Origin of the sequence: Phytobacter diazotrophicus (genome assembly GCF_052061655.1) — a bacterium.
GTDB lineage: Bacteria > Pseudomonadota > Gammaproteobacteria > Enterobacterales > Enterobacteriaceae > Phytobacter > Phytobacter diazotrophicus.
Map to the genome: position 1 here is coordinate 4955403 of NZ_CM125428.1, position 19969 is coordinate 4975371.

A 19969-nucleotide genomic window follows, 5' to 3' on the forward strand; every position below is an offset into this window, starting at 1 on the left:
CACTATTGGAATAGGAATAGAGATCATGACTACCCCGCATTCTATTGCAGAATTCACCGATCCAGAAGTCTCCCCGGCAAATAACCGCGTCGCCACCGTCAGTTATGCGAGCCGCTTTGAAGATCACCAGCATATCCCCGCGCTCACCCTAAAAGGCCAGTGGCTGGAAGCTGCCGGTTTTACCACTGGTGCCAAAATCGATATAAAAGTAATGGAAGGCTGCATCGTGCTGACCGTCAAACCACCAGAGCCGGAATTAATGCATTCCCTTCGTCAGGTCAATAAACTGTCTGCACGCAAGCAAAAGCAGGTTCAGGAATTTATTGGTGTGATCAGCGGTAAAGCCACAAATAAACTGCGAGCGTAACGCACTGTCATATGCGGAGCGCAGCCCCTCGCGCTCCACTGCGTATTCTTGCACACGCCTGTATCAGAAATCGTTTATTCTGTTTTCGATGTCATCCGCATGGCCTGTACCCCGCAGGCGAACAAAAACGAACGACACCACACTGCGGAATATCCACAGAAACAGCGTGCGTCCAGGTTTCGGTGAAACTACCCAGCCTCTGCGCCCGGTATGCTGGAAACAGGTATAAACACCCTTTACCTGTGCAATCGCAAGTACGTTGTGACGGCATTGAAAGGCGTTAATTGATCTTTTTGTTCACGAATTGAATTTGTTCACGCAGCATGAACAAACATATTTCGTGAACAAGCGACACCTTACCCCCGCTCCCCCGTCCCCCACATCTCCCTTAGCCACTCGGCGCGCTGCACAATAGCGGGGATGGCTTTCTGTTCCCAGAAACGCAGTGAAATATGGCCACTGCTCATGCCGCCGCGGCAAAAACGCGGGATATAGACCGCATCGTCATCAAGCATGGATGAATTGGTTCGCGCGAGCACAACGTTACGCAGCAGCGCGGTCAGCTCTTTTAGCGTGTCCGGCAACGGGACACGGGATAACGATTTGCGCATCTCCATCCATAACCAGGGGTCGCCTCTGAGTCCCCAACCAGAGTGGTCCGGTGTCAGCAAATCGCCAATCGTTGCCCAGCGGTGTTCCAACGGAATGCATGATTTGCGTTTTTCCAATGCCAGGAGCTGGGGTAAAAATTCATCACGCCAGTAGTCGGTATCCACCCACCAGTGCGGGGGAATCGAGGCGTGGCGTACAAAGGGCGTAGAGAGCGATGTTCCCGTCATCGCCATAAAGGCGCCATAAAAGCGCTCCTTCGCACTGGCCGTTGGCGAAACACACTCTTCATCACTGAGCAACATCACCAGATTGTCCATCAGCAACTTATCGGGATAATTCATCAATTCCGGCATGCCCTGGGCGAAAATCTTACGCATTAACTGGGCGAGCGTTCGCGGGGCCGGATAAAGCACAAACCACAGATCCTGGCGCTGCGCATGCTTCTTAACGGCAATGTCATACGCCGTTTGCTGTTTATCGTGCGTCTTGAGCTGGGTATCCGCGCCGAACTGCAACAAGCGCCCAATGACCGCTAAATCCGCACCGTGCCACGCGGCCTGATGCAGTGCGGAATAGCCTTTTTTCTGCGAAACATGATTAATCAGCGAGGGATATTGTTCGAGGACAGCCAGAACCTCATCCCACTTCCCCTGCCATGCATTAAGAGAAAGCTGGCCTGCCGCCAGCGCCAGAGAATCGGCCATGGAGCCTCCTTTTTGCTGTTCCGTCTTACTTTCATCCTTTAGCGAGTGATTTCATTGTTCGCTAAGGGGAAGACACTTATTTCCCCTTTTGAAACGTCAACCCCTACCACTACGCTGCGTGTCGGCGGGCTTTGGGTTCTCGATTTAAGGATGTACTTAACGATAAATTGCCCGTCGCTGGCGAAAGTATAGAAAGAGGGCGGAATACACAGTTGCGCATCTTTCACCTTTAAGGGCGGCATCAAAGTATATTTATGTCTCGGGGGCGGAATATTGCGCGGATTAATAGAGATAAATACCGGCTGGTAATCTCCCGCATGATGAACGGCAAAACAGACTTCATTATTTGCTGTACGCCTCACCGAGGTGGTTTCATCGGGCCTTAGCCTGTCGCCTGAGCCCGGACAGCCAGTCAGTGCCAGCAGGGACGCCAGTAATAACATACCGCGTGTTATCCCCTTTCTTAGCACCATGGAAACCCCTGCAACGTTTTTTGATATTCAGGCAACATGCGGGACTCACGGAGATCCCCGTCAAGCGTCACATCGCCTCTCGCTCTTAATGCCATCCAGGAAGCATAGCCGTAAGTTTTGAGAATGAAATAATCGGCAATGATTTGTGCCTGCTGTTCCATCGAATAACGTCGTAAAGGTCGCCCATTTAAATGGTAGCGATAACTCACCAGCCCACTGACTAAGCCATTAACACGCACATTCATGCCGCGGTTACGCTGCCAGATATGGCTGAGTTCATGAATAAATATATGCTGAAAAGGATGCGACTCTCGCGAAAAATCGTTCCGGTACCATTCGCGAAAATAGAGCTCGCCATCGGGTGCCATTCCCGCGCTTTGCGGCTGTAAGCCAAACGGAAAATAGCTCTCGTGATGCACCCAGACTTTATGGTATTCAATACTATTACCGAAGACACTTCTGGCCAGACGGATCTCGCCCGGCTGCAATAACCGCTGACTCCCTTCCCCGTCCATAGACACCCTCTGATTATGGCGACCTCATATATATAAACCTTACGAATGATTTTTCAATCGCCGCGGCGTGACATTTCGTCTTTCAAATGCAGATATCCACACACCATTTCCCCCAGTTCTGCCGCAAACACGGTGATCTCCGCCTCGCTTCGCGGCACAGAAGAGAACGCCTTGCCCACCGCGCCAATGGTGGTGGTCACCAGTTCGCAGACCAGCGCCTGTTTTGCGGGCGTCTCATTCGGTAGCACCTCCTGCACAAAGGTCTGAAAGATACCCTCCCCCGCAGCTTTTGCTGCCATCACTTCCGGCGCATCGCGATACAACGGCGCAGCATCATCCAGCGCGGTACGCATTGCTGCCTCTTCGCACTCCGAGCGCACAAAAGCCAGCACCAGCGTGCGCATTCGCTGGAGTGGCGGATAATGGGCGTCCTGCAAAATCGCCCGCATCAGTGCGCTTGTACGCTGCCACTCTTCAAGCTGGAGCTGGAAAAGAATCGAAGCTTTATTGGGAAAGTACTGATACACCGAACCAACGCTAACGCCCGCACGTTCGGCCACCCGCGCGGTGGTAAAACGCGGTGCTCCTTCCTCGGCTAAAACCTGAATAGCGGCTTCCATGATTGCCGTCACCAGGGCGGTAGAACGTGCCTGACGCGGCTGTTTTCGTGAGGAAATACGCGGGGTTGAACGGGATGCCATCGGGTGAGTCTCCAGCGAAAGGAATGCGAATAGTGAATGTGACGAATCCATCATATTCTAAATGCGAATAATTCGTCATATTTTATACTGGAGTCCTGCATGACCATGACCATGACCACCCTTACCACCGCACCGCTGTCCCTGTTGCTGGAACGTCTGTTTGCCGAGGCCGAGGCAGCCACCAGCCCCGTACTGGATGATGTCTCCGAAGAGGAACAGATGCGTCTGTTACAGAGCAAAACCGACTACCGGGATCTGTACGGGCGCCTGAAAGATCTGTGGCTGCCAGTGTCAAAAGAGACCGGCACACTGCTGTATATGCTGGCGCGCAGCAGTAACGCGCGCACTATTGTCGAGTACGGCACCTCGTTTGGGATCTCCGCGCTCCATCTGGCGGCGGCACTACGTGATAATGGTGGCGGCAGGTTGATTACCTGCGAGTTCGAGCCCTCCAAAGCGGCACGCGCCCGGCAGCATTTTAACCTGGGTGGCGTGAGCGATCTGATTGAGATCCGCGAAGGTGATGCGCTGGAAACCCTGCGTCAGGATCTGCCTGAATCGATTGATCTGGTGCTACTCGACGGCGCGAAATCGCTCTACCCGGAGATTCTGGCGTTACTGGAACCGCACCTGAGAAAAGGCGCGCTGATCGTCGCCGATAACGCCGATTATTACCCGCCGTATCTGGAAAAAGTCCGCTCGCCAGAAAACGGCTATTTGTCGACGCCGTTTAGCGAGGATGTGGAGCTGTCTGTCTGGCTGGGATGAGGGATTGAAAGCCCGCCGTGTAAGGCGGGCCGCACGCACCACTGAAAAAGAGGTTACGCGCTTTTTTGAAGCTCCCGGCGCGCCAGATCGGCAAAGAAACCACTTCGCGATCCGTACTCCCGATGAAGCTCAACATAGGTATCTATTTTTACTAATAAATTTTGCGGTAAGGTAATATTTAACTTCACCGCTTTACTGTCATATTTGCTTAAATCAACATCGACATAAGCCCAGATACCACCCTGGCAATCTTCATCATTCATATGCACGGAAATGCTCTGCGCCTGTGGCACAAGTTCTCCTTTCTCAGTGACATAATCCAGATGAGCGTCGATCGCATTCCAGGCATCAGCGATCGCGGCATCAATCGTTTCACCTGCGAAATAGCAGCCCGTGATGTCCGGTACAAATCCGGAGAAACTGCCGCTATCAGCCTGATGCAGATAGATCGGAAATTTCATGGTTTACCTCTATTAAGATTGAAAGGGCACCGGCCCGGTGCCGTTTTAATTACGTTTGTTTCAGGATTTTCTGCAATGTTCCCTTTGCAATATCCTTTTCAGGGTTAGGTACCGTAATGACATACGCTACTCCCGCCTTCACGAACGAGTGGTGACTTCCTTTCACCCGGTCAAGAACCCAGCCACGCTCTTGCAGTTGTTTCATGAGTTCTCTGCTTGTCATCCCTTTCGATAATGTCTCCCTTTTAACAACGCAAAGAGAGTGTACCCACTATCCACACCAGCACCAATGCATTTGTAGGTATAGTAGGTATAAATAGTATTTAGCGCATGTAGCCATCCGGGATTTCCCCGGTGGCGCTGCGCTTACCGGGGCTACTCGTCAAAAAACACCATCCCCTTGTATGGCTTCGCGCGGCAGGCGGCCAGCCGTTGCGCGAGGCTACCCACGTGGGCTTCCAGCTTGTGCCCATCCGGGTCGAGAAAATAGAACGACTCCCCTTCGCTTCTGTTCTCTTTCCACGACGTTACCCCCGCTTGCGTAAGGCGTGCCACAAACGTAGCAAAATCATTTTCATCGATACTAAAGGCATAGTGGGTGTAGTCGCTCTCCTGCGGGGCGATGTACCGCCGCTGCGCGTCCAGCGACAGGCAGAGCCACAGGTCGCCGCAGCGCAGATACGCGCCGTTATCCCAGCGTGCATGCAGGGGTAACCCCAACAGATGATGGTAAAAACCGATGCTGCTGGCGATATCGCTGACCGCCAGCGTCAGGTGATTCAGACCTTTTAACATGTTGTCATCTCAGCAGAAATTAAAGGCAGTCGAGTAAGTGTTGTCGCAGCCACTGGTGTGCCGGGTCACGGTGCAGACGCTCATGCCAGAGCATCAGCATATCGAACCCCGGCAGCGGCACGGGCGGCTCCACCACCTGCAAGGCTCCTGCCTTTTTCACCAGACGTTCCGGCAGCACGGCTACCAGGTCGCTGGTGGCCAGCGCCTCCAGCATAAACAAGAAATGTGGCACAGAGAGCACGACGCGCCGCGAAAGCCCACTTTTTGCCAGCACCTCATCGGTTATCGCGCTAAAGCCCCCGCCTTCCGGCGACACAATCACATGCTCCAGCCTGCAGAACTGCGCCAGCGTCGGGCGACGTTTTAAGGCCGGGTGATTCAGCCGCCCGGCCAGCACATAGCGTTCGGTAAACAGCAGCCGCTGATGCAATGCAGGCGGCGATCCTTCTCGGGTATGAAAGATCAGGTCGACATCGCCCTGCTCCGCCTGGCGCAAAATTTGCGGGGGATTGAGCTCGAAGAGCGCCAGCCGGGTACCCGGTGCAGCCGCCCGCAGGCTGTTGAGCGCGGGCAACACCACGGCCGACTCGGTGTAATCCGTGGCCACGATCCTCCAGGTGAGATCGGCATTTGCCGGATCAAAAGGGCTACCGGACGAGACGGCGCTTTCCAGCGCATCAAGCGCCTGTCGCAGCGGTAGACGCAGTTCATCGGCACGGGCGGTCGGCTGCATACCACGCGGCCCCGGCAGCAACAGCGGGTCACCAAAGATCTCCCGCAGGCGGGCAAGCTGCACGCTGACCGAGGGCTGCGACAAATTGAGCCGTTGCGCCGCCCGCGTCACGTTAAGTTCGGTCAACAGGACATCCAGCGTCGCCAGCAGATTCAAATCGATACGACGGAAATTAACCATGACTATACCTGCAATATCAGCAATTAATTTCTACTATACCTTCCCATTCATTACCGTGGGGTGACTTTCCCAACACCAGGTACACACAATGAATGTTTTGATTGTTTACGCCCATCCCGAAGCCCACTCTCTGAACGGCGCGCTGAATGCCTTTGCCATTTCGCATCTGGAAAATAGCGGACACCACGTGCAGGTTTCCGATCTCTACGCCATGAACTGGAAATCACAACTGGATGCCAGCGACACGCTCGCCCCGCTGGCGGGTGACCATTTCCACCCGTCACTGGATTCAAAAAAGGCCTTTGAGCAGGGTTTGCAAAGTGCGGATATCGCTGGCGAACAGGCGAAATTACGCTGGGCAGATGCGGTCATTTTCCAGTTTCCGCTGTGGTGGTTTTCGATGCCTGCCATTATGAAAGGGTGGTTCGACAGGGTTTACGCTTATGGATTTGCCTATGGTGTGGGCGAACACAGCGACACTCACTGGGGCGATCGCTATGGCGAGGGGAGTCTGTCCGGCAAGCGGGCGATGTTGCTGGTGACGACAGGCGGCTGGGAATCACACTATAGCCCGCGTGGGATCAACGGCCCCATCGACGATATTCTGTTCCCCATCCAGCACGGGATGCTGTTTTATCCGGGCTTCGAAGTGTTGCCGCCGCTGGTGATTTATCGCACCAGCAAGACAGATGATGAGAAATATGCAGCGTATTGCCAGCAACTGGCACAGCGTCTGGACACGCTTTGGCAGGCGGAACCGCTGCCCTTCCGTCGGCAAAATGCCGGGGATTACACCATTCCCGCGCTAACCCTGCGCCCGGATATCGCACCAGGCGAGAGCGGATTTGGTGTGCATGTGAAGTGACATCCATTCAGGTATGAAATACGTTACCCGTATATGAATAAAATGGCACCCTGTTTACCCAAAAAGACCAAAAGGGTAAACCGGGATGCCATTCAGCGAAAAATGCCTTATTCCGGCTCTTTGACCTGCGCGACAAATGACGGGAGATCCCAGGTGCCGCCCGCGCGAATGTAGCGGCACATACCTGTGGTAGATTCGCTGCTCTGGGTAAATGCTTTACCGTCCCACACCCACTCCGCGGATGCCCAGCAATCGCCTATCCCGCGGCCGCGCTGACCCAGCGAAATCAGGCCATCGCTGTAATCCGATGCGGAATCGGTCACTAGCACGGGTTCGCCCGCGAGCTTGCTGTCGATAACCCAGAAACCATAGCCTTCGTTATAGGCCGCACGCCAGCAGAGCGTGGAAATCAGCGCATGGGTATCGTCAAGCGGCGTCAGGCTGATATTGTTATCGCCCTCATCCGCCTGCGGGTCCGGCGATTTCAAACGTTCACAATTGGTGTCTTTCGGTAACGAAGCAATCAATTTAGGCTTAAGCGCGGCGACTTCCGTTTCATTGAGCACGCGCTCCTGCGCATCGCTCACTTTGGCGGCCTGAATCACCGGGGGCTCTTTCGCCGCCGGTACGCCACTTTCCGGTTTATCGCCTTTCTTCACCAGCGCGCCGGGGGTGTCCAGACGCCCCTGCACATCATCCATTTTCAGCAGCACCGCTGTCGCGCCATCGCCAGACAGCTCGAACGGCTTCGCACCGCCTTTAAATTCCACTTTGCCGCTGCCTTTTACTGCCTCGATCAGCGCCTGAGTTTGCGCGGGAGACAACCGCCAGGTATCGGTGTCCTCCGGCTCAACTTCACCGATCTCTTTGTCATCAATCCACAGAACCAATTTGGGCTGCGGTGCAGTCTCATCGGATTCCATTTCCGCGAGCACAACATCGACAACAAGCGGAGCATCCGCACCGGCTTTACGCACCAGCAGTACCGACCCGCTGGCTTCTTCTTCCTTGCTATAACCCGCAGCGCGACAGGTTAACGTGTTGTCACAAACGACTTCCCAATCTTTGTGGTTAAACGTGGTGCTATTGTTTTCTGCCATTGCCGGCGCACTGAGCGTCGCTATCATCACCAGTGCGGCTTTATAACTTTTATTCATGCCGTTTCTCCGTATTCACCATCGTCGACAGTGTGAAGAATTTAGTGCATTCGGAGAAGTGAAATTTTTTCTACGGTGAAAGGAAATAACGTGGATTTGATCCCCCTCGCACAGGAAGGGGATCGGGAGAGGGGAAATTAATCCAGCTTCAGGTCCCCGTAGCTGTTTACTACGCGGGAGACAATGCCGTAATCAATCGCTTCTTGCGGGTTCATCCAGTAGTTGCGGTCAGTGTCTTGTTTCACTTTCTCAACCGGTTGCCCGGTCGCATCGGCGATAAGACGGTTAACGCGATCCAGCATGCGGATGATCTCTTTCGCTTCAATCTCAATGTCGCTGGCCTGGCCACGCACGCCGCCCAGCGGCTGATGGATCATAAAGCGGGTGTTTGGCAGCGCGTAGCGATGCTCTTTTTTCGCCGCCAGGAAAATGGTGATCCCGGCGCTCGCCACCCAGCCCGTGCCAATGATATGCACTTCCGGCTTGATGAATTTAATGATGTCGTGAATGGTATCCGCAGCTTCTACATGGCCGCCCTGGCTATTCAGGTAGATTTTGATCGGCGCATCGCTGATCCCCTGCAACAGCAGCAGTTGGGTCACCACTTTTTCGGTCAGCGTCTGGTTAATCTCACCGGAGATAATGATCGAGCGCGAATCCAGCAACTTCTGCTGCATCATCTGAGTGACGTTGCCGCCTTCGTTCTCTTTTTTATCGTCGTCTTTACTGCCCATATAATGCATGGTGAATCCCCCGTAGTGATAATGGCATTAAGCATAGTCTACGCCATAAAAGGCGGAAAATAACAAGATGTTATCTCCGCACTTTTCGGGGGTTCAATAACCCAGATCGTTACGACGCAATCCCAGGTCTTTCAATTGCTCATCGCTAAGATTGCTCAAAATTATCCGCGTCTGGCGCCGTTCCCATTTTCTTTTCGCCCAATGCCACAGTTGTACTATCCCGACAAACGGTCTTTTCGGTCTATTTTCAAAGAATTCCATCGCGTCTCTCCTCACCTGAACAGAGCCCTATTTTCTCTGGAATTCCTGTATGCAATACAGACGCAGAAATTACTTTTCTTTAACATACAGATCGCCTACAACTGTATCTGAACGGCATTTTTCTTCGCCATCTGTACTGGTTTTACAATCTGTATGGTGACAACAAAGGATACAGCATGACACGTTATGAAAACCTGGCCACCTTACTGGCGGAGCGCATCGAACAAGGGCTCTACCGCCATGGCGAGAAATTGCCATCCGTCAGAAATCTGAGCCAGGAGCATGGCGTGAGCATCAGCACTGTACAGCAGGCGTATCAGGTGCTGGAAAACCTACAGTTGATCACCCCGCAGCCGCGCTCGGGCTATTTTGTCGCCCCGCGCAAAGCCAAACCGCCGGTGCCTGCCATATCGCGCCCGGTTCAGCGCCCGGTAGAAGTGACGCAGTGGGATGAAGTCCTCACACTGCTCGATGCCCGTTCGGACAAAGAGATGCTCAATTTTGGCGGCGGTGCGCCGGACATTTCGCAACCGACGCTGAAACCGCTGTGGCGCGAAATGGCGCGCCTGGTGCAGCACAATCAGTGCGACATTCTGAGCTACGACGCCCTGCAAGGACGGCAAGAACTGCGCGAGCAGATCTCCCGCCTGATGGTTGATGGCGGCACGGTGGTGGACCCGGAAGATATCGTGATCACCAACGGCTGCCACGGCGCGCTGAGCATTGCCCTGCTTTCGGTGTGTAAACCGGGCGATATCGTGGCCGTGGAGTCCCCTTCCTACTATGGCACTATGCAGTTACTGCGCGGTTTTGGCATTAAAGCGATGGAGATCCCAACCGATCCGGAAACCGGGATCAGCATTGAGGCACTGGAACTTGCGCTGGAACAGTGGCCGATCAAAGGGGTGATCCTTGTGCCAAGTTGCAGCAACCCGCAGGGTTCGATCATGCCGGATGCGCGCAAAAAAGCGATACTCGCACTGGCGCAGCGGCATGACATTGTCATTTTTGAAGACGATATCTATGGCGAGCTCGTCACCGATTATCCCCGCCCGCGCACCATTAAATCTTTTGATATCGATGGCCGCGTGTTGCTCTGCAGTTCGTTTACCAAATCGGTCGCGCCGGGGCTACGTGTGGGCTGGATTGTACCGGGGCGCTATCGCGATCGGGTGCTGCATATGAAATATGCCGCTATCGGCAGCACAGTGCCCACTAATCAGTTGGCGATGGCGGCGTTTATTCGCGACGGCCATTACCATCGCCATATTCGCCGGATGCGCCAGTTTTATCAGCAGCACCTGGAAACCTATACCTGTTGGATCCGCCAGTATTTCCCTTGCGGAATCTGCGTTACGCGGCCAAAAGGTGGCTATATGCTGTGGGTGGAGCTACCGGAAGGGGTGGATATGCTCTGTGTCTCGCGCCAGCTTTGTCGGCTGAAAATCCAGATTGCGCCAGGCTCGCTTTTTTCCGCCTCGGGGAAATACCGCAACTGCCTGCGCATTAACTGTGCCCTGCCGCTGACTGAACGGTATCGCGAGGCCATTTCGAAGCTGGGCGAAGCTATTCATTTCGCGATGGAAGAGAGTTAATCTCCCCTTCGTTTTCCCTCCCCGGTGGCGCTTCGCTTACCGGGGCTACCAAACCACCGCACCTGCGGCCCCGGTAAAATCACAGCCCGGGTAAGGCGCATGCGTGCCGCCCCCCGGGAGTACTCAAGACACTCAGAACTTATACGACAGGCTGCCCACGATGCTGCGCTCGGCACCAAAGTAGCAGTAAGAGAGCGAGTTACAGGCGGCGATATAGCTCTTGTCCGTCAGGTTATTGACATTAACCTGTGCGCTCAGCCCTTTCAGACCTACCTTCGACAGATCATAGCCGACCGCCAGATCCACCAGCGTATAGGACGGCAGCGTATGCGTGTTCTGGCGATCCGAGGTAATGCCATTCACATAGCGCACGCCGGAACCGACGGTCAGCCCATCCAGCGGCCCGCTCTTCACATCGTAGCTCAGCCAGGCGCTGGCCTGATTACGCGGTGCGTAGACGGCGCGCTTGCCCTGCTCTTCCGGGCTGCTCTTCTTGTAGCGAATATCGGTGTAGGTATAGGCCGCCTGTAGACGCAGGCTATCCGTTAACTGCCCCACCGCTTCCAGTTCCACCCCTTCGGATTCGATCTCGCCGATAGAGCGGTACGGATCGGTCGGCTCTTCTTTGGTGGCGATATTCTTCTGGTTGATGCGGAACACCGAGGCGCTGTACATCGTCTGCGTCCCTTCCGGCTCGAATTTCAACCCGGCTTCCCACTGTTTCCCCTTCATCGGCTCCAGGATCTTGCCGTTTTCATCGGTAAAGCTGGTCGGCGTGAACGCGGTTGAGTAGCTAACGTAAGGCGCAATCCCGTTATCGAACAGATACAGCAATGCCGCACGGCTGCTGTAATGGCCTTGATCCAGGGTATCGCTGGTGTCATTGAGCTTATTAACGTTTGTGACTTTCACCTGATCGTGGCGGCCGCCCAGCGTCAGACGCCACTTATTGAGTGACATCTGATCCTGGACGTAGATCCCGGTCTGCTCCAGCTTATGCTTCTCGCTGCTGTACTGCGTGATGTAATCCGGATCTGCGCCATACACCGGGTTAAACGCGTCGATCGCCGGGAAAGCGCCGTAGTAACCGGCCACATTATTGCTGCGGCGCTGGTAATCCACCCCCATCAACAGGCGATGGTTAACCGGGCCGGTCTCCACGCTGCCATCCAGTTGGTTGTCCAGCGTGATGGCATTCATCTTCTCATCAGAACCGGAATAGCCACGGTTCAGTTCGGTATCGTTGAGCCAGCCTGCCGCATACACCTGATTCAGGTTCACTTTGGTGTGCAGATAGCGCAATTTCTGGCGTACTGACCAGCCGCTATCAAAGGCATGTTCGAAGTTGTAGCCGACCATGTTTTCGCGGCGGTCGTACTTGTCGTAATCGTCTTCCCCTTCATAGAAGGTATTGGAAATTTTCTGCCCGGCGTGAGGGACAACGGTGCCTTCATACGGTAAGCCCGAGTGACTACCCCCTTCCGGATCGCGATGCAGATAGGCCATCAGATCCAGGCGTGTGCTATCGGTGATGCGCCAGGTGAGGCTCGGCATCAGGGCATAGCGCTCTTCTTTTAAGGGATCGAACTGGGAGTCCGCATAGCGGGTCATGCCGGTTAAACGCACGGCAACGCGGTCGTTATCATCCACCGGGCCGGTCACATCAAAGGCCGCACCGCGCTGGTTGTTATTCCCGGCGAACACTTTGATTTCGCCCCCCGGATCAAACGACGGTTTACGGGAATTCAACGCCACAATCCCGCCAGGCGAAGAGCGACCATACAGTACGGAGGCCGGGCCGCGCACCACTTCGATACTATCGAGGAACCACGGGTCCACCACCAACGAACTGTGCGAGTTGGTGTCCCCCATCATTTTCAGGCCGTCGAGATAGATATTATCCAGACTCCCATCGGAAAAGCCGCGCAAGACGATGTAATCAAAGCGGTTGGAGGCACCAATCTGGTTGGCATAGACACCCGGCGTGTAGCCCACCGCCTGACGCACGCTGGTAGCCCCCTGCTCTTCATACTGTTGACGCGTCACAATAGAGACCGACTGCGGGGTTTCGATATCCGGCGTTTCCAGCTTGGTTGCACCACTTTGCATTTGTGAGGTCACCACCACCGTCTCTTCTTTTGTCGACGAGGTGTCCTGTGCCAGGACCGTCGCGCTCAATCCACCCGTCATGCAGCCAATCATCAGCGCCAGTCGCGTTTTTGCGAACATGAAAATCTCCAGAAGCCGTTTTTATTGTAAATAAGAATTATTACCCTTTTGCCGACGGCGGCAGGTATGCGCAATGACAAGAGACGTATGCGCGGTGACAAAACAGATCACAACAGTGGAACTTTGGTCTACAGGCCCGTGGATGACCGGATGAAGAACAGGGATTAACAGGCGTGGCGCGCCTCTCCGGGGGTAATGCCATAGCGACGGCGAAAGGCGGTAGAAAAATTGGTGGCGTGCTGATATCCCGACATCCACGCTGCCTGCTGCACGCTGTACCCCTGTGCCAGGTAGCGGCGGGCCAACTCCAGACGGCAATCGCGAAGATAATCAAACACCGAGTGACCATAGGCCTGGCGAAACTTGGCCCGCAGGCTGCTGCTGCTCATGGCTGCCAGTTGGGCCAGTTCCGTGAGGGTGTACTCTTTCTCCGGCTGTTGCTCCAGCAAGCGACGCACGGTTTCGAGCCGATGGTGTTCGCCGCTGGGGGCATGGCGGGATGTGTGATTTTGCAGACGCAGTGACAGGCCGTGACCTAGCAGTTGTAGCATGACGCCTTCGAGCATTAACTGGCGCGACAGCCCCGGTTGGCTGGACTGCTGGATGTATTGCAGGCCAGAGAGCAAAAAGCCCGGCACCTGCCATAAGAAGGTTGGCGCACCGCCGTTTTCCCACTGCTGAAGCAACGCAGAGAGCAGCGGCGATTGCCAGCAGCGCGCCGGGTCTACGCCCAGTGAAATCGTGCGTAAGTGGTAGTCGGCAAGATGTACGGCGTTCATCACCTGCTGCTCGCCAAGGCGCGAGGTAAAGGCCATACCGGAGCGCACCACAAATTCCTGACCGTTGACGCGCAGCATCACGCTACCTTCCAGCACCACCAGCATATAGAGCGGGCAGCTATGCAAGGAGGTGGTTTCATAGGGTTGCAGGACGCGGATATCTGAGCTGGTGAGGTTGAGACCGGATGAGAACGACATCTCTTCGACATCGCCCTGAATGACAATGTGTTTTTCTTTACTGACGTCGCGGCAGACAGAGAGTGACGGGAAGCGATAATCAATGCCGTAGCGTTCGCCAAACCCGATAAAATCTTCAACGGAAAAGTGTCTTTTTTGCATAGCGGGCAGCCATTGTGATCCTGTCCAATGTTCAACATTCCACCGGGGATGCGCGAAAGTTTCCGGGTCGACGCCCTGAAAAACGCCTACAGATTACCATTGCCCCCGCCAGGCGGCAATAATATTGAGAATTGTTCTCACCTTTAGGTCAACCCCGGATGCGGCGTAAACGCCTTATCCGAACCGTACAGGGGCTGAGGAATCCCCACAAAAATGCGAGCACGAACGGTCCGAGGGCCAGGGTGAGGGGGATATGCGGCTCAGGTGGTCATTCCGTTCACCTTATGTTCCTTGCTTTTCTGTCGCGACAGAACCCGTGAACGTGCCAGGGGGACACAAAGATGTCGCTGTGGTTGTCATGCTGGGAAACGGGTCAGCCTGGCTAAAAAGGTTGCAGACGTTCACAGTATCTACCACGTAGCCCCGGCAAGCGCAGCGCCGCCGGGGGGAAGGAATATTATGGCGATAACATTATACTGCGTTAATTAATTCCATAATAATCATAGTCGCACACAAATATTATGGATATTATCCCCCATTAATATTCCCAATGGCTTATCGATACCTTTCTCCTTAATTTCCCCATTATCTTCTTCATTATTTCTCCACAATATGGACTTTTGTAAATCCATATTATCTCCCCAGAAAATGCTTAACGCCTGGCGCAAAATTCATATATTCTTACGGCAAATGAGAACGATCATTCTCAACACCACTACCCGGAGCCCGGCATGACACAAAAAGTCTCGCAGCAAGAACGCCATCAGATGCGCCAGGACGAAATCATTGTCGCGGCGCGGCGCTGCTTTCGTGCCAGCGGTTTTCATGCGGCCAGCATGTCGCAAATCGCGCTGGAGGCTCAGTTGAGCGTCGGGCAGATTTATCGCTATTTCGCCAGTAAAGACGCCATTATCGAAGAGATGATCCGCCGCATCATCGACTACCGTATCGCGGAAATGGAAAGCAACGCCCAGACTCAGCATATCCCGCAGGTGCTGGCCTGGCGGCAAACGCTCAGCCACGACGATGATGCGCTGATGCTGGAAGTGGCGGCCGAGGCAACCCGCAATCCACGCGTTGCAGCAATGATGGCGCAGGCCGATGCGCGCATGTATGAAACCGCCTGCGCCCACCTGAAAAAGGCGCACCCGCATCTTGAAGATAGCCGTGTCCGCTGCTGCGTGGAGATTATGGCGTCGCTGATAGAAGGCACCATTTTTAGAAACCTGACGCCGCAAAAATGCGACCCGGCGCAATTACAGAAAATATATCAGGACATAATACATATGTTATTTACTGAAAAATAATCAGGGATTAAACGAATTTCAGGCGATGTATAACGACATCGCCCGTCATCATTTCCGCTAATAGCGGAAGTGGCGTATTGCCATCGCCAAAATATGGTCAACCAGCCGCCCTTTGATTATCAACGGGCAGGCCTTTTACACGCCGGGAAAATATAATGAAGTTAATAAAAACTACCGTCGTGGCATTATTCGCATTAACTGGCTGCGACAATGCCACGCCACCTGCACAACACAACGCGGTCCAGGAAGTCGGGGTCGTCACGCTCCAGAGCCAACCGCTTGCCGTGTTCAGCACCCTGACCGGGCGCACCTCGGCCTCGCTGAGCGCGGAAGTCCGCCCGCAAGTTGGCGGCATCATTCAGAAGCGCCTCTTCACAGAAGGTGACACCGTGAAAGCCGGCCAGCCGCTATATCAGATTGACCCGTCCAGCTATCGTGCCGCCTTCAATGAAGCCGATGCCTCACTCAAACAGGCGCAATCGCTGGTGGAATCCGACTGCCAGAAAGCGCGCCGCTATGCGCTGCTGGTAAAAGACAACGGCGTATCACAGCAGGATGCCGACGACGCGAAATCTACCTGTGCGCAGGACCGCGCCAGCGTCAGCGCCAAACAGGCGGCGCTGGAAAGCGCGCGTATCAACCTGAACTGGACCACCATCACGTCACCGATTAGCGGGCGGATTGGCATCTCGTCTGTCACTCCCGGTGCGCTGGTCACGGCCGAACAAACCACGGCGCTGGCCACCGTGCGCGGGCTGGACACCATGTATGTCGATCTCACCCGCTCCAGTGCCGACCTGCTGCGTTTACGTAAGCAGGCGCTCGCCAGTAATGACAGCACGCTGAATGTATCGCTGATTCTGGAAGATGGCAGCACCTACAGCGAAACCGGCAAACTGGCGCTGACCGAAGTGGCCGTGGATGAAGCCACCGGTTCTGTCACCCTGCGCGCTATCTTCCCTAATCCGCATCAGCAACTGCTGCCCGGCATGTTTGTCCGCGCCAGAATCAATGAAGGCGTGATGGAAAACGCCATTCTCGCCCCACAACAGGGCATCACCCGCGACAGCAAAGGCAATGCCACGGCGCTGGTGGTCAACGCTCAAAACAAGGTCGAGCAGCGCAGCGTCGAAACGGGTGACACCTACGGCGATAAATGGCTGGTCCTGAAAGGGCTGCAAAGCGGCGACAAGCTGATTGTTGAAGGTACCGATAAAGTCACCGCCGGTTCAGAGGCGAAAGCCGTTGAAGTGCAAAACAACGGAGGCAAAGCCTGATGTTCTCCAGCTTCTTCGTGCGTCGCCCGGTCTTTGCCTGGGTGATCGCCATACTGATCATGATGGCCGGGGTGCTGGCTATCCGCACGCTGCCCATCGCGCAATACCCGGACGTGGCGCCCCCCTCGATAAAAATCACCGCCACCTACACCGGCGCATCGGCGCAAACCCTGGAAAACAGCGTGACCCAGGTTATCGAACAACAGCTTACCGGGCTCGATAACCTGCTCTATTTCACCTCCACCAGCAGTTCCGATGGCCAGGTGACCATCACCGTGACGTTCGAACAGGGTACCGACCCGGACACGGCTCAGGTGCAGGTACAGAACAAGGTGCAACAGGCCGAGTCCCGCCTGCCAACCGAAGTCACCCAATCTGGCGTGACGGTGGTGAAATCCCAGAGCAGCTTCCTGCTCATCATGGCGATGTATGACAAAACCGACCGTGCTTCCAGCTCCGATATCGCCGACTGGCTGGTGAGTAATGTGCAGGACCCGCTCGCGCGCGTTAACGGCGTGGGGAGCCTGCAGGTGTTCGGTGCCGAATATGCCATGCGTATCTGGATGGACCCGGACAAACTGGCCTCTTATGCGCTGATGCCGTCTGATGTGCAGACCGCCATTGAAGCGCAAAACGTGCAGGTTTCCGCCGGGAAGATCGGTGCGCTGCCGGCCTCAAACAGTCAGCAACTGACGGCCACCGTGCGTGCGCAGTCTCGCCTGCAAACCGTGGATCAGTTCCGCAATATCATCATCAAAAGTGAAACCAATGGTGCGGTGGTCCGCGTCGGCGACGTTGCCCGCGTAGAGATGGGCAGTGAAGACTATTCAGCGACAGCGAAACTAAACGGCCACCCGGCGGCGGGCCTGGCGGTGATGCTGGCTCCTGGCGCGAACGCCCTGGATACCGCCACCCTGGTGAAAGATAAAATTGCCGAGTTCCGTCATAGCATGCCGCAGGGCTATGACGTCGCCTACCCGAAAGACAGCACCGACTTTATCAAAATCTCCATTGAAGATGTGGTGCAGACGCTCATCGAAGCCATCGTACTGGTGGTCTGCGTGATGTATCTGTTCCTGCAAAACGTCCGCGCCACCCTGATTCCGGCAATGGCGGTGCCCGTCGTGCTATTGGGGACCTTTGGGGTACTGGCGCTCTTTGGCTACTCGATTAACACCCTGACGCTGTTTGCGATGGTGCTGGCGATTGGCTTGCTGGTAGATGACGCCATCGTGGTGGTGGAAAACGTCGAGCGCATTATGCGCGACGAAGGACTGCCCGCCCGCGAAGCCACTGAAAAATCGATGGGGGAAATCTCCGGTGCGCTGGTGGCGATTGCGCTGGTACTCTCCGCCGTGTTCCTGCCAATGGCCTTCTTTGGTGGTTCTACCGGGGTGATTTACCGTCAGTTCTCGGTCACCATCATCTCGGCCATGACCCTGTCGGTGATTGTTGCGCTCACCCTGACCCCGGCGTTGTGCGGCACGGTGATGCAGCACAGTAAGCTCCATAAGAAAGGCTTCTTCGGCGCGTTCAATCGCTTCTATGCCCGCACCGAAAATAAATACGAGCACCGTGTCCTGAGCGTCCTGCGCCGCTCTGTGACCGTGCTCGCCACCTATGGCGTGCTCTGTGCGGCGATGGCGTTTGTCATGTGGCGTCTGCCCGGCAGCTTCCTGCCGACCGAAGACCAGGGTTCTGTCATGGTGCAGTTCACCCTGCCCGCCGGGGCCACCGCCCCGCGCACCAATGCGGTCGCCAGCAAAGTGACTGACTGGTTCCTCACCAAAGAGAAAGCCAATACCAACGCCATCTTCACGGTCACTGGCTTTAGCTTTAGCGGTAACGGCCAGAACGCCGGGATGGCCTTCGTCTCGCTGAAAAACTGGTCAGAGCGTAAGGGGGCGGAAAATACCGCCCAGGCAATCGCCCTGCGGGCCACCCAGCAGTTAAGCACTCTCCGCGATGCCAGCATTTTCGCCATGATTCCGCCATCAGTGGACGGTCTGGGGCAGAGTAACGGCTTTACCTTTGAGCTGCTGGCAAGTGGCAGTACCGATCGCGACGAACTGCTGAAAATGCGTAACCAGTTGATTGGCGAGGCCAGCAAAAGCCAGGAGCTGCAAGCCGTTCGCGCCAACGACCTGCCACAAATGCCGCAGTTGCAGGTGGATATCGACAGCAATAAAGCCGTCGCGCTGGGTCTGTCGCTCAGCGATGTCAGCAATACGCTCTCCAGCGCCTGGGGCGGGACCTATGTGAATGACTTTATCGATCGCGGACGCGTGAAGAAGGTCTATATCCAGGGGGATAGCGCGTTTCGCGCCGCGCCGTCTGACCTGAAAAAATGGTACGTACGCGGCAGCGATGACAGCATGACGCCATTCTCCGCTTTTGCCACCACCCACTGGGAATATGGCCCGGAAAGTCTGGTGCGCTACAACGGCTCGGCGGCCTATGAAATTCAGGGGGAGAATGCCAGCGGGTTCAGTTCCGGCGTGGCGATGACCAAAATGGAGACCCTCGCTAATAATCTGCCCGCCGGTTCTACCTGGGCCTGGAGCGGCCTGTCATTGCAGGAGAAACTCGCCAGCGGCCAGGCCATGAGCCTTTATGCCATCTCGATCATGGTGGTGTTCCTCTGTCTGGCAGCGCTTTACGAGAGTTGGTCCGTGCCGATTTCGGTCATCCTGGTTATCCCGCTCGGCCTGCTTGGGGCGGCGCTGGCGGCCTGGATGCGTGGTCTGAACAATGACGTCTACTTCCAGGTAGCGCTACTGACCACCATCGGTCTGTCATCGAAAAACGCCATTTTGATTGTCGAGTTTGCCGAAGCGGCGGTGCAGGAAGGCTATTCCCTGAGCCGGGCGGCGCTGCGTGCGGCACGAACCCGCTTGCGTCCGATTATGATGACTTCGCTGGCGTTTATCGCCGGGGTGCTGCCGCTGGCAGTGGCGACCGGGGCCGGAGCCAACAGCCGTGTCGCCATCGGGACCGGCATCATCGGCGGTACGCTGGCCGCCACGCTGCTCGCCATCTTCTTTGTTCCGCTGTTCTTTGTGCTGGTGAAACGTCTGTTCGCCGGTCAACGTCAACGCCAGGAGTAAT

At 55.4% G+C, this 19969-nt stretch carries 21 protein-coding genes; 7 read left to right on the forward strand and 14 right to left on the reverse strand.

Annotation, left to right across the window (positions count from 1 at the left end):
* Positions 1-25: 25 nt before the first annotated feature.
* On the forward strand, positions 26-367 hold the full coding sequence (gene symE / locus ACS0RQ_RS24030; RefSeq protein ID WP_271848710.1) for an endoribonuclease SymE: 342 nt from the start codon (positions 26-28) through the stop codon (positions 365-367).
* A gap of 356 nt (positions 368-723) precedes the next feature.
* Here the strand turns inward: symE and ACS0RQ_RS24035 are convergent, their stop codons facing one another.
* From ACS0RQ_RS24035 to ACS0RQ_RS24050, 4 genes are read right to left on the reverse strand one after another with little or no spacing between them, the layout of a single operon-like run.
* A complete protein-coding gene (locus ACS0RQ_RS24035) occupies positions 724-1683 on the reverse strand; it encodes an ankyrin repeat domain-containing protein (RefSeq protein WP_271848709.1) in 960 nt (319 codons plus the stop codon).
* Positions 1684-1721: 38 nt separating this feature from the next.
* Positions 1722-2156 carry a putative T6SS immunity periplasmic lipoprotein gene (locus tag ACS0RQ_RS24040; protein ID WP_271848708.1) on the reverse strand — a complete coding sequence of 145 codons (435 nt, stop codon included), beginning with the start codon at positions 2154-2156 and terminating at the stop codon, positions 1722-1724.
* Positions 2147-2671: a hypothetical protein gene (locus ACS0RQ_RS24045; RefSeq protein ID WP_039078200.1), complete on the reverse strand. Its 525-nt coding sequence runs from the start codon at positions 2669-2671 to the stop codon at positions 2147-2149. The genes ACS0RQ_RS24040 and ACS0RQ_RS24045 overlap by 10 nt, the downstream gene beginning before the upstream one ends.
* Before the next feature lie 53 nt (positions 2672-2724).
* A complete protein-coding gene (locus ACS0RQ_RS24050; protein WP_271848707.1) occupies positions 2725-3372 on the reverse strand; it encodes a TetR/AcrR family transcriptional regulator in 648 nt (215 codons plus the stop codon).
* Positions 3373-3471: 99 nt separating this feature from the next.
* On the opposite strand from ACS0RQ_RS24050, the gene ACS0RQ_RS24055 reads away from it, so the two are divergent.
* Complete coding sequence (locus ACS0RQ_RS24055) at positions 3472-4140, forward strand: O-methyltransferase (RefSeq protein ID WP_334312418.1); 669 nt, start codon at positions 3472-3474, stop codon at positions 4138-4140.
* A 53-nt stretch (positions 4141-4193) separates the two neighbouring features.
* On the opposite strand, the gene ACS0RQ_RS24060 is transcribed toward ACS0RQ_RS24055, so the two are convergent.
* From ACS0RQ_RS24060 to ACS0RQ_RS24075, 4 genes are all read right to left on the reverse strand, one after another.
* On the reverse strand, positions 4194-4601 hold the full coding sequence (locus ACS0RQ_RS24060; protein ID WP_107223757.1) for a type II toxin-antitoxin system HicB family antitoxin: 408 nt from the start codon (positions 4599-4601) through the stop codon (positions 4194-4196).
* A gap of 49 nt (positions 4602-4650) precedes the next feature.
* The gene (locus tag ACS0RQ_RS24065) at positions 4651-4806 is read right to left on the reverse strand and encodes a type II toxin-antitoxin system HicA family toxin (RefSeq protein WP_420372472.1); all 156 of its coding nucleotides are present in this window, start codon (positions 4804-4806) and stop codon (positions 4651-4653) included.
* A gap of 170 nt (positions 4807-4976) precedes the next feature.
* Entirely contained in the window at positions 4977-5396 is a 420-nt protein-coding gene (locus ACS0RQ_RS24070) for a FosA family fosfomycin resistance glutathione transferase (RefSeq protein ID WP_108702087.1), read from the reverse strand.
* Positions 5397-5415: 19 nt separating this feature from the next.
* Positions 5416-6309 carry a LysR family transcriptional regulator gene (locus tag ACS0RQ_RS24075; RefSeq protein ID WP_271848705.1) on the reverse strand — a complete coding sequence of 298 codons (894 nt, stop codon included), beginning with the start codon at positions 6307-6309 and terminating at the stop codon, positions 5416-5418.
* 88 nt (positions 6310-6397) lie between these two features.
* Here ACS0RQ_RS24075 and ACS0RQ_RS24080 point away from each other — a divergent pair, with 88 nt between their 5' ends.
* On the forward strand, positions 6398-7174 hold the full coding sequence (locus tag ACS0RQ_RS24080; RefSeq protein WP_079497336.1) for an NAD(P)H-dependent oxidoreductase: 777 nt from the start codon (positions 6398-6400) through the stop codon (positions 7172-7174).
* A 107-nt stretch (positions 7175-7281) separates the two neighbouring features.
* Here ACS0RQ_RS24080 and ACS0RQ_RS24085 read toward each other — a convergent pair whose 3' ends face one another.
* The 3 genes from ACS0RQ_RS24085 to ACS0RQ_RS24095 form a co-directional block, all read right to left on the reverse strand.
* A complete protein-coding gene (locus ACS0RQ_RS24085; protein ID WP_271848704.1) occupies positions 7282-8331 on the reverse strand; it encodes a DUF1176 domain-containing protein in 1050 nt (349 codons plus the stop codon).
* 137 nt (positions 8332-8468) lie between these two features.
* Positions 8469-9074 (reverse strand): ATP-dependent Clp protease proteolytic subunit, encoded by a 606-nt coding sequence (locus ACS0RQ_RS24090; RefSeq protein WP_039076867.1) that lies wholly within the window; start codon positions 9072-9074, stop codon positions 8469-8471.
* Positions 9075-9167: 93 nt separating this feature from the next.
* Complete coding sequence (locus ACS0RQ_RS24095; RefSeq protein ID WP_271848703.1) at positions 9168-9335, reverse strand: DUF1127 domain-containing protein; 168 nt, start codon at positions 9333-9335, stop codon at positions 9168-9170.
* A gap of 176 nt (positions 9336-9511) precedes the next feature.
* Here ACS0RQ_RS24095 and ACS0RQ_RS24100 point away from each other — a divergent pair, with 176 nt between their 5' ends.
* Positions 9512-10930, forward strand: a complete 1419-nt coding sequence (locus tag ACS0RQ_RS24100; RefSeq protein ID WP_271848702.1) for an aminotransferase-like domain-containing protein — start codon at positions 9512-9514, stop codon at positions 10928-10930.
* Positions 10931-11062: 132 nt separating this feature from the next.
* On the opposite strand, the gene foxA is transcribed toward ACS0RQ_RS24100, so the two are convergent.
* The 3 genes from foxA to ACS0RQ_RS24115 form a co-directional block, all read right to left on the reverse strand.
* On the reverse strand, positions 11063-13159 hold the full coding sequence (gene foxA, locus ACS0RQ_RS24105; protein ID WP_107223760.1) for a ferrioxamine B receptor FoxA: 2097 nt from the start codon (positions 13157-13159) through the stop codon (positions 11063-11065).
* A 164-nt stretch (positions 13160-13323) separates the two neighbouring features.
* Entirely contained in the window at positions 13324-14277 is a 954-nt protein-coding gene (locus tag ACS0RQ_RS24110; RefSeq protein WP_271848701.1) for an AraC family transcriptional regulator, read from the reverse strand.
* Between the two features lie 500 nt (positions 14278-14777).
* Positions 14778-14909, reverse strand: coding sequence for a hypothetical protein (locus ACS0RQ_RS24115; RefSeq protein ID WP_271848700.1), 132 nt, complete (start codon positions 14907-14909; stop codon positions 14778-14780).
* Between the two features lie 99 nt (positions 14910-15008).
* Here ACS0RQ_RS24115 and ACS0RQ_RS24120 point away from each other — a divergent pair, with 99 nt between their 5' ends.
* The 3 genes from ACS0RQ_RS24120 (at position 15009) to ACS0RQ_RS24130 (ending at position 19968) form a co-directional block, all read left to right on the forward strand.
* A complete protein-coding gene (locus tag ACS0RQ_RS24120; protein ID WP_039076871.1) occupies positions 15009-15584 on the forward strand; it encodes a TetR/AcrR family transcriptional regulator in 576 nt (191 codons plus the stop codon).
* A gap of 155 nt (positions 15585-15739) precedes the next feature.
* The gene (locus tag ACS0RQ_RS24125) at positions 15740-16861 is read left to right on the forward strand and encodes an efflux RND transporter periplasmic adaptor subunit (RefSeq protein ID WP_271848699.1); all 1122 of its coding nucleotides are present in this window, start codon (positions 15740-15742) and stop codon (positions 16859-16861) included.
* Entirely contained in the window at positions 16861-19968 is a 3108-nt protein-coding gene (locus ACS0RQ_RS24130; RefSeq protein ID WP_271848698.1) for an efflux RND transporter permease subunit, read from the forward strand. The genes ACS0RQ_RS24125 and ACS0RQ_RS24130 overlap by 1 nt, the downstream gene beginning before the upstream one ends.
* Position 19969 lies beyond the last annotated feature (1 nt).